Here is a 14,493-nt window from a genome sequence, read left to right as displayed (position 1 = left end):
CTCCTCGAGTAACGCTTACCCTGCAATCCAGTTCGAGCAGAATTGGCAGGATAGATAGGACTGTCGTCACCAGGTCCGGCCAGCGACTCAGCCGCCCTGTAATTGGCTGTACAAAACAAAGACCACAATCAGCACTACAATGACACCCAGGAGGATCATCATCCCCCGTTGGTTCTTGATCTTCTGAATCTCTTGCTGAGTTGCCTGGATGTCGGCCTCCGCGCGTGCAATGCGCGACAGTTCGGTCTGCAACTGCTGCAATGCCACCGCCAGTTCATCGGGCGCCACGTGTCCCGGGGTCAGCGCGGCGAGGGCCGTTACGACGCCGTCAAATTTGATCTGGGATTCCAGTTGCGCCAGGGCCGCGCCGTGGCCTGACGCCTCATCGTACGCAGCCCAGATCTGGCCGCGTTCAGCAATTGCCCGGTCCAAATCACTTGTCAGAATTACTCCCGATCCTGCCATCGCAGTCACTCCTTCATCTATCCAATGATCCAATGATCCAATGATCCAATGATTAGCCGCATGAGGCGTTCGCCTCTCGAATCAATGACTGAACTTGTGGAAACTTGCCGCGGGCGTCAGCATGATAACGCGCATAAACGTCATAGTGCCCATAAGCCCCCTGCAAGTCCTGGTTGGCAAAGCGCAATTGCTCCATCACCTCGACAGCCTGCTCCTCGGCGCGCCGACCTTCTTCTTGGGCCGCTGTCATTTGACTCGCTGATTGGTCGAGAGATTCATCCTGCAGGTGCAACTGCTCAAGCAGGCGTTCATCGTCGGCCGCATGCGAATTCAGATAGCGACTGTCCACTTCGCGCGCCGCGTTGTCATCCCAAACCGGCATGATCTCCCGACGCAGCTCTTGCAGTACGCGCGATTGCTGCCCCATACGCCATAAAACTTCTTCGAGCATCATCGTTCTCCAAATCAAAGGGATAGCTTACAGTGTTGGGCGATTCAGCGCAAAGAGCTGTTCGGTGCGATATTCCAACTCTCGACGACCATCGCTAACGTAGCGCTGCGCGTCATCCTCCAATTGATCGGACGTCTTCAGTTGGGCGGCAGCCTGATCGGTCAATCCCTGGGCGTTACGCATGTGAGCCATCATGCTTTCGGCCGCCTCAACCTGCAAATCCACGCGCGATTGAGCGACCTGACACGCACGCGCAGCCGACTGCGCCATCTCCAGGCTGCGTTCGGCCGCGTTGACAGCCTCGCTCGCCTCCGCCTGCGCGCTTTCGCCGATACCGACCGCCTGCTGAGCCAGCGCCACGGCACGGCGGCAACAAGCCACACGCGCTTTGGCCGCCTCGACTTCCCTCTGCGCAGCTGCTACTTCCTGCTGCGCCTCATAAACGTGGGCCCTTGCAGCCGCCACCGCATAGCGCGCCGCGTTGACGGCTCCTGCTTCACCGGCGCAACTGCGCCGTTCTTTGTCATTCATTCAAGCGTTGTACCTGGACTCCGCACTGGAGAGTTGCCATTCGGCGGAAGACAGTTCACGTCGCGCCAGCTCCAATTCCTGGATCGCCCGCGCCAGGCGAGCCTCCGCGCGCGCCAGCCAGGCCAGGGCCTTGCGCAATTCATCTTCCCAGGTCGCCAGTGTCTGGCGCGCCAGGTTCAACAGGCCAATGGCCTGCTGCAGCGTTTCATGCGACGTCGTTTGCGCGGTCAGCCCTTTGTCAGCCGCCGCCGCCACGGTCGTACTCACATCCCGGACCTTGAGCGCGTCCTGGTGAGCCTGGTTGACGACAATGGATGCCTGGTGCAGTCCTCGATCCACCGATTCGGTCGCCTGTTGCTGGACATAGGCGGCAGACGCAATCGTGTTGCCTGCCTGGGACGACCAACGCAGCAGTTCGTCGAGCAGGTCGCCAAGCGCCTGGATCACCTGGCGCGGATCATAAGCGCTCACCCGACCAGCCCGCCTTCCGTGCGATTGGCCTGACGCAAGGCATCAATGCGTTCATCCAGCATCCCGCTGATCTGATGCGTCTGCTCCAGGTATTCCTGGAACATGGCCGTGGTGCGTATCCAACCATGCTTGAATTGATCGGCTGCATCGCCATCATACACGGCCGCGAAGCGGTGCCAGATGCTATCCAAAGTCTGAAACTCGGTGCTCAGTTGGGACACGTGACGCCCCAACACCCGATGATATTCTTCCAATCCGGCCAGAAGGATTCGTGTATCAGCCACCGTATAGATACCTTTCCAGGGCATGCATCTTGATATACAGGAATTCGACAGAGCCCTGAGTTTCGCCCTCGGCGTAACGCTGAAGGTGTTGTTGAAATGGCCCCCAGACCGCGTCGTAGCGCCGGCGCATTTCATCCTGCCAGATCGGCGAAACGCGATCGTGCTGACCCTGTAATTCGGCCAACGATTGCTTCAGACTTTGATTGAATCTGACCAATGCCCCGGTAAAATGCTTCATCATGACGAGTTGTTCGTCCATCTCTATGATTGCCTCCTAAACGCGCCTCAGCGCCGCGGCGTCAACTCGCGACCAAGCGCCGCCAGTTGATCGAACAATGATTCGCCAGCCGCCTGGGTGGCCGGATCGCTCGAATAGGGTTTGAAACGGATCGCCTGGTCGCTCTCCGTGTCCAGGTACAACGCGCAAACCGGGCTTGGACCTTCGATCTGCAGTTGCGATGCCTTGCGGCTGCGCACGAACGCATGCGATTCGTCCTCCGACATCTGCAAGGCAACGCGATGGCGGAAATGGACGAGACCACGGCGTTCGTCAATCACATTGGTGAGCGGCCGCACCCCAGAGAAACTGAGGAGCAAATGAATGCCCAACGGCGCGCCCTCCAGGTACAGGCGCTTGAGCTTCTCACCGAGCGGTGAATCGGCCAGGCCGCCATAGGCGTCACTCTTGCGTCGCATCGGCTCGATCGTGTCGAGTTCGGTCAACGTGACCACGAGAGAAGGCTCGCGCGCGGCCTGTTCTTCACTCAGACGGCGCCGGCGTTCGAGTTCTGTCAACAACTGATCGAGCCAGGGTTCCAGGTCCGCGCTGCTGCGGCTGAACTGGGCATCGAAGCCGGCTGGAGTCAGCACGCTCTCCTGCACGGCCCGCAGAACGTTGCTCCACTGCGCGCCCTGGATGCTGCGATCGAGCGTCATGAACCGGGTGGCGGCAGGAGAGCCATTCAAGGCCAGCGTGGTCAGCGCGGCCGCCAACATGCCATACCGCGCGGCATTGCCGCTGCCGACGATCAACGCATGTTCACCCACCCGTCGCCGCAGAATCAGCATGGCCTGACCGCGCACGTTGAACTGCTGACCCAACCACAGCACCCGCGGGTGTTCGGCGGCAAACCAGTCAATGACGCCCAGGCCGCCTGTTTCCACCTCTTCACGGGCAAAAGCCTCCAGATCGCTGGCCGATGGCCAGGTGCGATAGCGCAAGAGCGCCGTCACATACGGGTTTTCGATCAGCACCGGCTGCGCCTTGCCGTTGAACACCACCCGTCGCGGCAGGCTGTCATCGGACAAGTTCTTCGCTTTTTCGATCAGCTTCTGCAGAACCTGGTCGCGGCGCGTCGCATTGAGATAAGCCACCTTGCCCGTACGGTTGGCCTCATCGTCGCCGCCCTGGTCATTGACCACGGCCTTGCCTGGCAGGTCGCAGGTGGCAATCAGCGCTTTGCCGCGGCGTCCGAATTCAGTCAACGCGTTGATGTCGGCCGACTTCATTTGCATCGCCATCAGCAGATGGATATTGCCGAAGATGCCGGTCTGGTTCAACATGCCGGCGGCGCCAAAGCGCTGCGAGGCGAGCAGCATGTGAATCCCCGCGCTGCGCCCTTGCTGCGACAACTGCAGGAGGTGGTTCGAGGCGATTCCGTCCTTGTCTCCTTCGAACAATTCCTGGTATTCATCCACCAGCAACAAGATGCGCGGCAGATTCCCTTCCGGCTGGCCTTTGGCCCGGTAGCTGCTGAAGTCGTTGACTCCCACGCGGGCAAAAATCGCGTTGCGATACTCCTTTTCCGCGATCAGATCGGCCAGCACGCTGCGTGACAGCTCGGATGACGAACGCAAGGAGACCACCTCGGCGTGCGGCAGATGGCGATAGGGTTGAAACTCCACGCCGTCCTTGCCATCAATCAAATAAAGGCGCAGCTCCTGCGGGCTATAGCGCACGGCCAGGCCGCAGATCAGGACATGATACAGGTTCGACTTACCGGCGCCGGTCATCGCGCCCAACATGCCGTGTGCGCAGGGTTTGTTCTCCTGGTTGACGCCAAACCAAACGCGCAGCCGTTCATTGCCGGTGCGTGCGCCGATCGGCGCCTCGATGATGCGCGTACTGCTCTCGCCCCACCAGGAGTTTTCTTCCATGCCCACCAGGCTGTCCCAGTCCAGGATGCGCTCCGGCGGTTTGGCCTGGCTGAGAATCTGGAAGACCTGCCCCTGCCGATCGGGCGGCGGCGCAGCATCTACCAGCAGTTTCAGATTGAGCTTCGTGAACGTGCCTTCGTCATCGGCGCCAATATAAAACGCATTCTTGAAGCCGTCCATACTCAGATCACGTGGCAGTTCGATATCCTCGTCGAAGTGGATAAAGGTGTAGATACCGGCTTTGGTGCCGGTATTGGCCACACTCTGCAGGGCCTCGATCGCGCGGCGATCGTATTGATTGGGGAAGTCCGCGGCAAAAACGAACTGGAAGCGTTCATTGATGCGAATCTCGTCAGGCACCAGTTCGAACGACGTCACCGAGGCATCGAGATAAGCCTCGATGATGCGCTGCAGATCCTTCGTCACCTCATCCAGATCGCGTCGCACATCGCCCGAATTCTCGCGCACCAACGGCAGATAGCGGCGCATGGGAAAAGCCAGGCCGTTGCCGGCTGGATCGAGCAGCGTATAGCGCGTCTTGTGGGGCAGCATCAGCGCGGTGCGCGTCACCAGCGCCTGCAGCAGGGCCGCGCCCTTTTCCACGCTGCGCCCCTTGCTCCTGATGATAATCATGCGATTTTGCCCAATGAACGGCGCATAGGCCGGCAGTTGCAGACCGCCGTTCGTGCGCTGCTCGGTCAGGCTGCCCACGCGGATCACGGACGCTTCGAGGGATGTCGCGGCATCCCAGGTCTTCCAGCGCTCCTCGCGCCAACCGCCTACGGTTGCCAACGGCAGGCTGGCCAGCGCCGCCTCGAAGCGCCGGGCATGCGCCTGGAGCTGCGGATTGAAATAATCGCCCAATTGCTGCGCCTGGCGTTTGCCATGCTCATAAATCGCCCGCGCCTGCTGACGACTCTGCTCGATTTCCTGGTTCAGCTCGGCAATGCGAGCCTCAAGTACAGGGATAGATGATGCCATGTAATACCCTCCTCCTCATGTAGGATTAGTATAACAGAAAAAGTCTTTCACCGGTCTGTCAACCTTGTGTCAAAAGTCTGTCAATTTTTCAAGTTCGTGACTGGTACTTGGTATGTACCCAAGACACATATTTCGCCGTGGGCAAACATCGGCCGATTCGCTTGACAAGCGAGTCCTTCTACGACGAACAGATCGGCCCGGCCAGGCATGTGGGTAAGCTGTCGGCCGCTCAATGCTGGGATTAGCCTGTCCAGCGGAGGCAACGCGGCTACAACCGCCTCTGCTGGCGCCGACTGTTGTAGCCAAATCAACGTCTGCCACTGGGCTTCGCTCACGTAGGCAGATGAGGCCGAGGGTACCCGTGCCCATGCTATCCCCCACACGGCAACCGCTAAAATTGTGACTGGCCACATCAAACGTTGCCAAACCACTACACCGGCAGGAATTGACACCGGCACCCGCACCAGGATCCAAACCGCTAACGCCAACACGAGCAGCGTCATGGGAGGCGCAATAACCGCGATCAAGGTCGCAAACCCTAACCTGGTTCGGTCACCTGTCTGAGACGGCCAGGCGACCTGGATGCAAAGAAACCAGGTAAACGTCGCAGCCACCGATGACAACAGATACAGATCAAGCACAGGCCAACGCCCCAGGTGCGCTATTGCACCGATCAGGTCGTCGAGACCTGACCAGGTTGTACCGCCGGCGCCAGCCGTGGCCGCAGCCAGGGCAGACAGATGCCAATGCTCCGCCACCAACAGGCCGGTAAAATGACGTCCAGTCGGCGTCAGAGCCAGCGCCGCCAGCCACGGCAGCCGCGTCACAAAGGTCATCCCCAAAGCGGTGAGATACAACCGACGCCGATATCCGAGGCGGCCGGTACCCGGGCCGCGCCCAAGGTTGAAACGCGGCAAAAAGCCACGAAGTTCACCTCCCTCTTCTGCCCAGCGCGGGCGCAGCCAGGGAACAATCGCCTGCATTGTTACCCAGCTCAGAAGCCATGCAATCCCGTAGAACACCAGGGCCTGGCGTGTGTGCAGGCGAATCTCGAAAGGATAGGGCCATTCAGCAATCCACTTCAGCAACAGGAACTCGATGCCGCCCAACCCAATTGTCAGCCAGCGCGGTTGGTAGCCGATCAGCCAACCGTACACGCCCACGTCCAAAGTGAAGCCAAGCACCACCATCAGGACGAACAAGAGCCAGTAGTCTCGATCACCGTGCGCGGTGGCCATTCCCCAGGTCAAACAGAAGGGCCCCACCAGGGTGAGCAGTCGGGTGTGCCAACGGCCGTTTAGAGAAAAGTACATGCTCAGCCTTCCAATCCAATTTGGGGCGCCAGACGCCGCGCAACGTATTTCATACCGGCAAATGTACCCGGCCACAGGCAAAGCCCAGCGGGCCAGGACGCCCACTACCCCACACGCCTGTCCCGGACGGTTGAGTTGCGCCAGGCGAAACGTGTCACTGACTAACAGACGACCGTCCACCACTGGCACCCCTTGACAAGCTGCTAACGCCGCCACCAGGGGATGGGCAGCGGCATCGGCCACGAATCCGGTAGCGCACACCAGGCGGTCAGCCTCCAACGCCCCGCCTCCGGCCAGTTCTACCCTCAATCTGCCTCCAGATTGTCTCGATCCAGTTTCCTCCAGGCGTACAACCTCATCCTGGCGAGTGGTCATCAGGCCCCGACGCTGCGCCTGCCACCATAGCCGCTCCCAGGCCCAACGCCAGGGAAAAGTGCCATGCCCCAGATCAGTCAGGACTGCCGTGCGCTCCACTGGCGACAAGCGCTGGTAAGCCTCGATACCCACTGCACTGAGGAGGTCGCGGGGCGCAACCAAGTGCTGACGATGGTGGGGTCGGCGGAGTACGGACGTCACCCTGGCTCCGGCCAGTAATGCTTTGACCCAGAGGTGGGCTGCCGCCATGCCGCCGCCAATGACCACCACCCTCTCACCCGGTTGAAACGTAGCTCCCTCATAAGCATGGGTGACAGCCTGATGACCACGCCAGGCAGCCGCCCACGCCGGCCAGGCGAGGCCGGCGTTTCCCAAGGCCAAGATGACGTGACGTGCTCGCCCCACACACTCACCGGACCGGTCAACCAAAACAAACTCCTGGTCAGATCCGTCGCCTGGATAGAGCGCAGCCACACGAGTTGCGACTCGATGATCATCAAGACCGAGTCGAGCCGCCAGGGTCGCTGCATGCTGATTCAACAAGTCCAGCGTTGGTGTGTAGCGGTCGAACAGAGAAGCCAGCAGCGGCCAGGGGGACTTGCGTTGCCAGGCATCGGTCAGAGCCAAGCCTGGTGGTTCAACCGGCGCCAGATGGCCGCTGCTCTCCGACCGCATGTGAACCTGGTCCACCGCGCGAGCAAAGCGGGTCAGTGTCGCCAGGGGAAATGGACTGTTACCATAGACAGTAATTGCATCTGGCGGCAAACCATAATGACACAAGATTCCCATCGTGATCAAAGCAGCGGGACCATCGCCCACGATGGCAACGCGGCTCACACGAGGTCTCTTATCTTCGCCCATGGGTCACGTTTTTCCCACCGGGTTTCTTCGGCTCGATTTGTGGCGGCTGAGTTATCTGGCCTTTGGATCGCTGGGGTGGAGAAGGAGGTGGTTTGCTGCCCCGATGGGTAACCCAATAGGCGCCTCCGCCCAGTGCGCTGGCCGCAGTTGGCGCGCCTATCAACAGCGCCAGCAGGGCCGGTGACATCAAGAACCACCAATCCTGAATCTCCGGGCAATTGGCATTGGGATCGCGAATCGTCACGCTCGACCACGCCACAGCCTCGTAGGGCGCGTCGGTTGTGATTGCAGATGAGGCTCGAATGCCGACACGATTCTCACCCCCGGTGAAGCAATAGCCGAAAGTCTCACATGTCAGCTTGACCTCCTTGGTTTCACCAGGCCGAAGTGTCAGGGGTGGCAGTGAGGCTTGCCCGCCTTGCCCGTTGATGCTAAACTGGTCTGCCTCGGATCCGCCCTGTGGATTCTCGGCGCGGGCCAGGATGTTGTAAGTGGACGCTGTGTTGCCCGGATTGCGCACCCCAAACGCCAGTTCCGGCTTACCGCCGGCCTGCGGACAGGTGCGCGGCGTGATCGGCCAAACGGTCGGGCCGGTTTGGTTGAGGCGCACGGTGGTCGAGACGGGTGAGTGGAAGACGCATAGCCCGTCCACGCTCTGGACATCGGCAGTGAGGATCAGGTCACCTGTCTGAGTCGAACTATAGGGCACATTGATCTCAATGGTTGTGTTGGCTTTCGAGCTGCCGGCCGGGCCAAGCTGACCGGCGCCCATCGTCGGCGTGATACCGCCCGCCGCTGCCGGATCCCAGTCGCCGTAGTAGCTCAGTTGGTAGGTGTACTGCGGTGAGCCATTTCCCGTGTTGTTGTTGATACCCAGGTAGACATGCACTGTCTGATCGGCCCGCGGCGCCAGGAAATTCCACCAGACTCGACGGGCATCGCCCTGCTTGATGGTAACAGCCGAGAGATTGACGCCGCAAGGGCCAGGAACAGTAGCTTCTGTGCAGGCCGCGCAGGATTGCGGCTGCGCAGTCAAGGCAAGGCCGAGGCCCAACAGTCCGGCTACGGCCACAACCAGGGGAAATCCCAGTCGCCAGAGAGAACGTTTTGACATCGTATACTCCTTTCACGGTACAGATAGGGTTGGAAATGCCACCACGGCATGAATCGTTACCCGATTCATGCCGTCGGCATAAGTCGAATGAGCACGTCCCTGTGAATCAAAAGCTAACGTTACCCATGAACCGGCGTCATGATTGACCAGCAGAGTGCCATGGCGCCAGGTGCGATCGAGCCAGGCCAGGCGCAGATCGGCTGTGCGCGCAGCATAATAGGCGATCAGCGGTCGTCCATCGGGGGCAAAGGCCAGGGCACTGAAACGGCCAGCGTTATCCTGTTCATCTATGACATCAATGCGCCAGCGGCCATCAGTACGTCGAGCGACTCGTAACTCGCCCACCTGATAGTCCCAGGTGCCGGCGCGGTAGTAGCTAATCCAGGGCCGGCCCTCAGCATCGAGCGCCAGCGAGGGGAACCCTCCGGCACTGCGGCTGGCATCAACCGTCTCGATCCGCCAGCCATCGGAATGGCGTACAGCGTAACGCAGAGCGCCATCGTATGGCTTGTAGCGATAGGCCAAATAGGCCACTTGGGGCGTGTCTGCGCCGGATGCAGAATCGTCGGGATCAGATCCTATGGCCAAACTGGTGAAGCCGGCCGGAATGTGAAACCCCGGTTGGCCGCTGGCATCAATCGTCTCCACACGCCACCCTGCATCCAGGCGCACAGCGTACTTGATATCGTTGTGGGTATTGTCGAAATAGGAGATGTGGGGATTGCCCATGCGGTCGTAAGCCAACGATGAAAAGTGCCCCACCTGCCCGGCAGCATCCACAGTGACAGTGATCCAACGTCCGTGGTCACGTTCGGCGTAGATCAGGTCGCCGACACGATCGTCCACATAGGCAATCCCCGGTTCGCCGTTGGGCGCCAGCGCCAGGCTGAGGTCTATTTCCGTATGCCGCTCATTGCCGGCCTGGCCCACAGGTTCGACCGGCGCGCCGTTCTGCCAAAAATAGACCATATATGCGGGCTGTTCGCCAACGAAGGCCACCAACGGTGTACCGTCGGACGATAGAACCAATGATGAGGCATACACCGACGACCCAGGTATGACCTGCGTCGCAAGCATCTGCGGTGGGGGCGCCAATGAAGGTTGTGTGCAACCGATTAGCCAGAACAATCCGGCCAGCGAGCACCAACCACACCGCCTCAGCAACGCACCATGACGTAGAGTCATTGATCTCACCAGCTTGCCTCTGTCAATCTGCGCTCGGTCAACGTCAAATTACTGCCAAATATCAGGAGTCCGCCATCGCGATCAGCCAGGAATACCCGATAGTCGCGCAGCGGGTGCTGGTATGACAATGGCGATGTCACTACATCCGCAGCAAAACCGATGCTGGCATGCGATGCTCGCCACACCGGCAAATTGGGGTTGCTGACATCAACTACGACCAGGCCCCCGTCTGCATCTGCGACATACGCGAGGCTGCCGCGCAAGCCAACGCCGCGTGCGGAGTCGTCCGTGTCGTACATACCGCGCAAGATCGGATTGGCTCGATTGGAGATGTCCAACACGATCAACCCTCCATCGGACCCATCGGCTACGTAAACCGTGTTGTCTACCACGTCGAGGCTGTAGGCGCTGCCGGGAGTGTCATAGGTTCCGACGAAACCCGGTGCGGCCGGGTTAGCGATATTGATGATCTGCAGTCCAAAATCAAAGTCAGCGATATAGGCCAGACTGCCGATCACGCGCGCTCTGAGGGCCAAACCCGGTGTATCATAAAAGCCTCGCAGCACGGGCGCCGCGGGATTGCTGATATCAACAATCTGCAAACCGGCTGATCTATCAGCCACGTAAGCAAAGTTCGCAGCTATGTCCACTCCATAGGCAAAATCCGGTGTATCTAACGTTCCACGCAGGTAGGGCGCAGCAGGATTGGCCACATCAATGATCAAGAGTCCAGCGCTGCCTGTTGTTACGTAGGCGAGGCTGCCCACAACCTGCAAGCCCCAGGCGCCGTTAGCGATTCGATACTCCCCGACGAATTGTGACTCACCAGAGTTGGCTACTTGAATAATTTCAAGGCCACGTAAACTCGCTATGTAGGCGGTGGCATCGGATACCTGAACGCCGCGTGCGTTCGAGGTTGTGCGATACATACTCACGAGAAACGGCGTGGCTGGGTTGCTGACATTGATCACTTGCACACCGTCGTCATCGGCAACGAAAGCCAGACCATTTCTGGTTGACACATCAGAGGCGTATCCCGGTGTATTGTACCTGCCGATGGGTGTGGGGTTAGCAGGCTCGCTCACATCAATGACTTGCAGGCCCTGATCGTCATCAGCCACATAGGCCACTAATCCATCTGTTGTGATGCGATAGCTGTAACCGGGCGTGTCGAGAGAACCCTGCAGCGCTGGGTTAGCTGGGTCGCTTACGTCCACAATCTGTAACCCAGCGGCGCCGTCGGCCACGAATGCCTTTTGATTGGACACAACCACATCCAGGGCAAATCCAGGCGTATCGTATTGGCCAAGCAACCGAGGCGTTGCAGAATTACTGATGTCCAACACATAGAGTCCCGTTCCGCCATAGGCTACGAAAGCCAGATTCCCGGCTACATCTACGCCACGTGCCTCGCCGTCCGTATTGAAGACGCCCCTCAACGACGGCAAATCTGGGTTGGTGACATCGAGAATGCGCAAACCCATTTCTTTGTCCGCCACAAACGCCAGATTACCGACTACTTCGACGCTGCGAGCTGAACCTGGTGTGTCATAACGTCCACGTAGCACGGGCCGCGCGCGATCGCTAACATCTATGATCTGCAAACCAGCAACATCATCCGCCACATAGGCCAGATTGCCAACGATCTCCAGGTCACGAACGACCCGAGGAAGCACCTGGCTCTGGCCAACAAAGCGGGGAGTCGCAGGCTCAGTCATGTCCAGAATCACCAATCGCGGGCCAAGTCCCACATACGCATAGTGCCCCACGGGTTTAACCGCATAGGCAGAACCCCCGATCTGTCCTATCAATTCAAGCGTTGATGGTGGTGTGGGCGTCCAGGTCGGCGTTGATGTGTCGGTAGCTGTTGGCGTATTGGTCGGCGTGGGCGTCTTGGTAGGCGTCGGCGTTCTGGTCCGCGTCGGCGTCTTAGTAGGCGTTGGCGTCCATGTCATGATGCGCCCTACGCCGGGAAGATAAACATCAGGCGGTGTAGGCGTAGGTGAAGGTGTAGGGGAAAGTGTAGGTGTCCGGGTAGGTGTAGGTGTTGGTGTGGGCAAAAAGACATGCGCCTTGAACACGGCGCCTGTCTGTCCGCCATTGCCTAAACCGCCGATAATATACACATCGTGCCGGTCATTCAGAATACCGGCAGCGCGCACCCGCGGCGCCGGTAATGGTACACCAGGTGGCATCGGCGTCAGGTTCGTCTCTATGCGAAATGTGAACACGGTCTGTCGCATGACCGCGCCATCGGTGCCGCCAATGACGAACAAGACGTTGCCATCTATCAGGCTGACATGATCGGCGCGACCCTCGGGCAGTATATCGCCGAGATCGCCCCAGTCCCCCAGTGAACCGTTGGCAAGCACAGGCGCTCGAAAAATCCGACGTGATGCGGTTGTTGTAGAAGGGCGTCCTCCGATCACATACAAAACGCTGTTACGTATTACGGCGCTGGCGCGATAGAGAGGCGCTGGCAGCAGTGAATCGGCAATCCATGTCCCCAGCGATCCATCCGGCCGAATCGGCGCTCGCCAAACGTTTCCCAGGATTGCAGTGTTACGATAACCTCCGATAACATACAAGAAACCATTGGCTGCAACCGTCGTATGTGTTGCCCGCTCCTGACCGGATGGCAGTGACGTGGCCGCTGACCAGGCGCCCAGTGAGCCGTCGCTATGGATCGTGGTCACAAAGACATCAGCGCGATAGCCGCTTTGACTATAGCCGCCAACAACATAGATACGGCCATTGAACAAAGCGGCCGTATGACCAAACACTGCCTGCGGCAAAGAACCAGACGTCAGCCATGTGCTTATTGAACCGTCAGGGTTTGTCTGGGCGCGGCGTACCGTGGCAACCGGTTGTTCCTGGGCGTTGCGCCCCCCCAATACATATATCCAGCCAGCAGACGTTACCGCAGCGCTGCTATCAAGGGTCTCGGGCAATTGCAGCACTTCGCTCCAGCCTACAATACCGTCTGTAGGTTGTGGTTGCGCCAAGCCGATGGATGAAACAGCGAATACGGCCGCAAGAATAGACGCAGCCAGCCCGATGCGTAGGTAACGATAGATATCGTTGACTTTGAACATTTGGTTCACGCACGCGCTCCTTTATCTGCGACAAGTAACTGGCTGACCGGGGCCAAACGCACCGGTATGCGTCCCTCGCCGAACATTCTTACTGTACCCTGATGATGACATCGGCGGCAAGCGCGTTTGCATCACGACTTGTGGTAATCCATAACCTTATGTGATACAACCCGGCGCCGCGTTCACTTGCCAGCTTGACACGCGCCGCGAACTGCCCCCCAGTGATGGTTGGGTTGGTGATATCAACTACTTCAGCCGGTGATTGGTATGTCAAATCTGTGGCATTGCGCAGAGCATCCACGGTCCGCGTCTGCGGGAATGTCTCATAAGCCAGGTTGATCACTGGTTTACTGGCGCCCGCCAACAGGGTACCCTTCACATCTACGCTGTCGCCAAGCCGGGCCGTTCTCGGCATCGAGTCGAGTTTGACATAGCGGTTGACGAATTCCTGGGCGATACGCACATTTCCGGTTGTTGCATAATAGGCGATACCGATTCCTACATGCGTATGGGATGGGTCGAGAGTGTTAGCACGATGACCCGGACTTTCCATCAAGGCGGTATGAGCAGCCCGGATCACTAGCGGCCAATCAGTAATGGGCGCCGGTCGGCCGTCGTCATAGCGATACTCATACAGGTACACATTCTCCATCACGGCATCAGTTCCACCAGACAGGCTGTACCGTACGTCGGGGCCGTAGCCCTGTAAATTCCAATGGCTCAAATAACCGGACGACGCCATTTCCAGGGCATGAGCAGCGCCTATCTGAGCGGCCTGGGTGTCCCAGATGACCGGGTTCAGACCTTCGGTGCGGCGATCAGCGTTGATTAACTCCAGCATAAGCCTCTGCAATGAGGGCACATCGGGCAATGGCAACGAAACATTGGTGCTGAGAGGCGTCGGTGATGTGGGCGTATGTGTGGCAGATGCAGCAGAGCCAGGGATAGTCGGCAAAGGAGTTGCCGTTGGCGTCATGGTATCAGCAATCACAGTTGGTATTGGCGGTGACTGGCGCGAACGCAGGGCGCGTAGTCCCATCCAGCCCAAGAGACCGATGAGAAAGAGGCCGAGCACTGCTCCACCAACCCACAGCCAATTGACTGAAGACGACGAACGACCCGGCCGGCGATAGACCGATGGGCGAGCACGCACCGGGGAAGGACGGCGAACCGGCGGTTTAGTTGAACGCATAATGTCCTTTCTTCGATT

12 protein-coding genes are annotated in these 14,493 nt (G+C 59.1%); all 12 read right to left on the bottom strand.

Annotation, left to right across the window (positions count from 1 at the left end):
- Window positions 1–87: 87 nt before the first annotated feature.
- Complete coding sequence (locus tag IPM84_22130) at window positions 88–465, bottom strand: hypothetical protein (GenBank protein MBK9095402.1); 378 nt, start codon at window positions 463–465, stop codon at window positions 88–90.
- Between the two features lie 52 nt (window positions 466–517).
- Window positions 518–919 carry a hypothetical protein gene (locus IPM84_22125; GenBank protein MBK9095401.1) on the bottom strand — a complete coding sequence of 134 codons (402 nt, stop codon included), beginning with the start codon at window positions 917–919 and terminating at the stop codon, window positions 518–520.
- Window positions 920–943: 24 nt separating this feature from the next.
- Window positions 944–1,447, bottom strand: coding sequence for a hypothetical protein (locus IPM84_22120; protein MBK9095400.1), 504 nt, complete (start codon window positions 1,445–1,447; stop codon window positions 944–946).
- Window positions 1,448–1,918 (bottom strand): hypothetical protein, encoded by a 471-nt coding sequence (locus tag IPM84_22115; GenBank protein ID MBK9095399.1) that lies wholly within the window; start codon window positions 1,916–1,918, stop codon window positions 1,448–1,450.
- Window positions 1,915–2,202 (bottom strand): hypothetical protein, encoded by a 288-nt coding sequence (locus IPM84_22110; GenBank protein ID MBK9095398.1) that lies wholly within the window; start codon window positions 2,200–2,202, stop codon window positions 1,915–1,917. Before IPM84_22110 ends, IPM84_22115 begins: the two co-directional genes overlap by 4 nt.
- Window positions 2,195–2,461, bottom strand: a complete 267-nt coding sequence (locus IPM84_22105; GenBank protein MBK9095397.1) for a hypothetical protein — start codon at window positions 2,459–2,461, stop codon at window positions 2,195–2,197. Before IPM84_22105 ends, IPM84_22110 begins: the two co-directional genes overlap by 8 nt.
- Window positions 2,462–2,487: 26 nt before the next feature.
- Window positions 2,488–5,340 (bottom strand): DNA translocase FtsK, encoded by a 2,853-nt coding sequence (locus IPM84_22100; GenBank protein ID MBK9095396.1) that lies wholly within the window; start codon window positions 5,338–5,340, stop codon window positions 2,488–2,490.
- A gap of 80 nt (window positions 5,341–5,420) precedes the next feature.
- Window positions 5,421–7,865, bottom strand: coding sequence for a SidA/IucD/PvdA family monooxygenase (locus IPM84_22095; GenBank protein MBK9095395.1), 2,445 nt, complete (start codon window positions 7,863–7,865; stop codon window positions 5,421–5,423).
- A gap of 10 nt (window positions 7,866–7,875) precedes the next feature.
- The gene (locus IPM84_22090; protein ID MBK9095394.1) at window positions 7,876–9,003 is read right to left on the bottom strand and encodes a hypothetical protein; all 1,128 of its coding nucleotides are present in this window, start codon (window positions 9,001–9,003) and stop codon (window positions 7,876–7,878) included.
- Window positions 9,004–9,015: 12 nt separating this feature from the next.
- A complete protein-coding gene (locus tag IPM84_22085) occupies window positions 9,016–10,080 on the bottom strand; it encodes a hypothetical protein (protein MBK9095393.1) in 1,065 nt (354 codons plus the stop codon).
- 113 nt (window positions 10,081–10,193) lie between these two features.
- Window positions 10,194–13,292, bottom strand: a complete 3,099-nt coding sequence (locus tag IPM84_22080; protein MBK9095392.1) for a hypothetical protein — start codon at window positions 13,290–13,292, stop codon at window positions 10,194–10,196.
- A 79-nt stretch (window positions 13,293–13,371) separates the two neighbouring features.
- Window positions 13,372–14,124 carry a CAP domain-containing protein gene (locus IPM84_22075; protein ID MBK9095391.1) on the bottom strand — a complete coding sequence of 251 codons (753 nt, stop codon included), beginning with the start codon at window positions 14,122–14,124 and terminating at the stop codon, window positions 13,372–13,374.
- Window positions 14,125–14,493: the final 369 nt, after the last annotated feature.

Origin of the sequence: Candidatus Amarolinea dominans, assembly GCA_016719785.1 — a bacterium.
In the GTDB taxonomy this organism is placed as follows: Bacteria; Chloroflexota; Anaerolineae; order SSC4; family Amarolineaceae; genus Amarolinea; species Amarolinea dominans.
The sequence above is the reverse complement of the archived record's forward strand: the minus strand, read 5'-3'. Positions and strand labels throughout refer to the sequence as shown.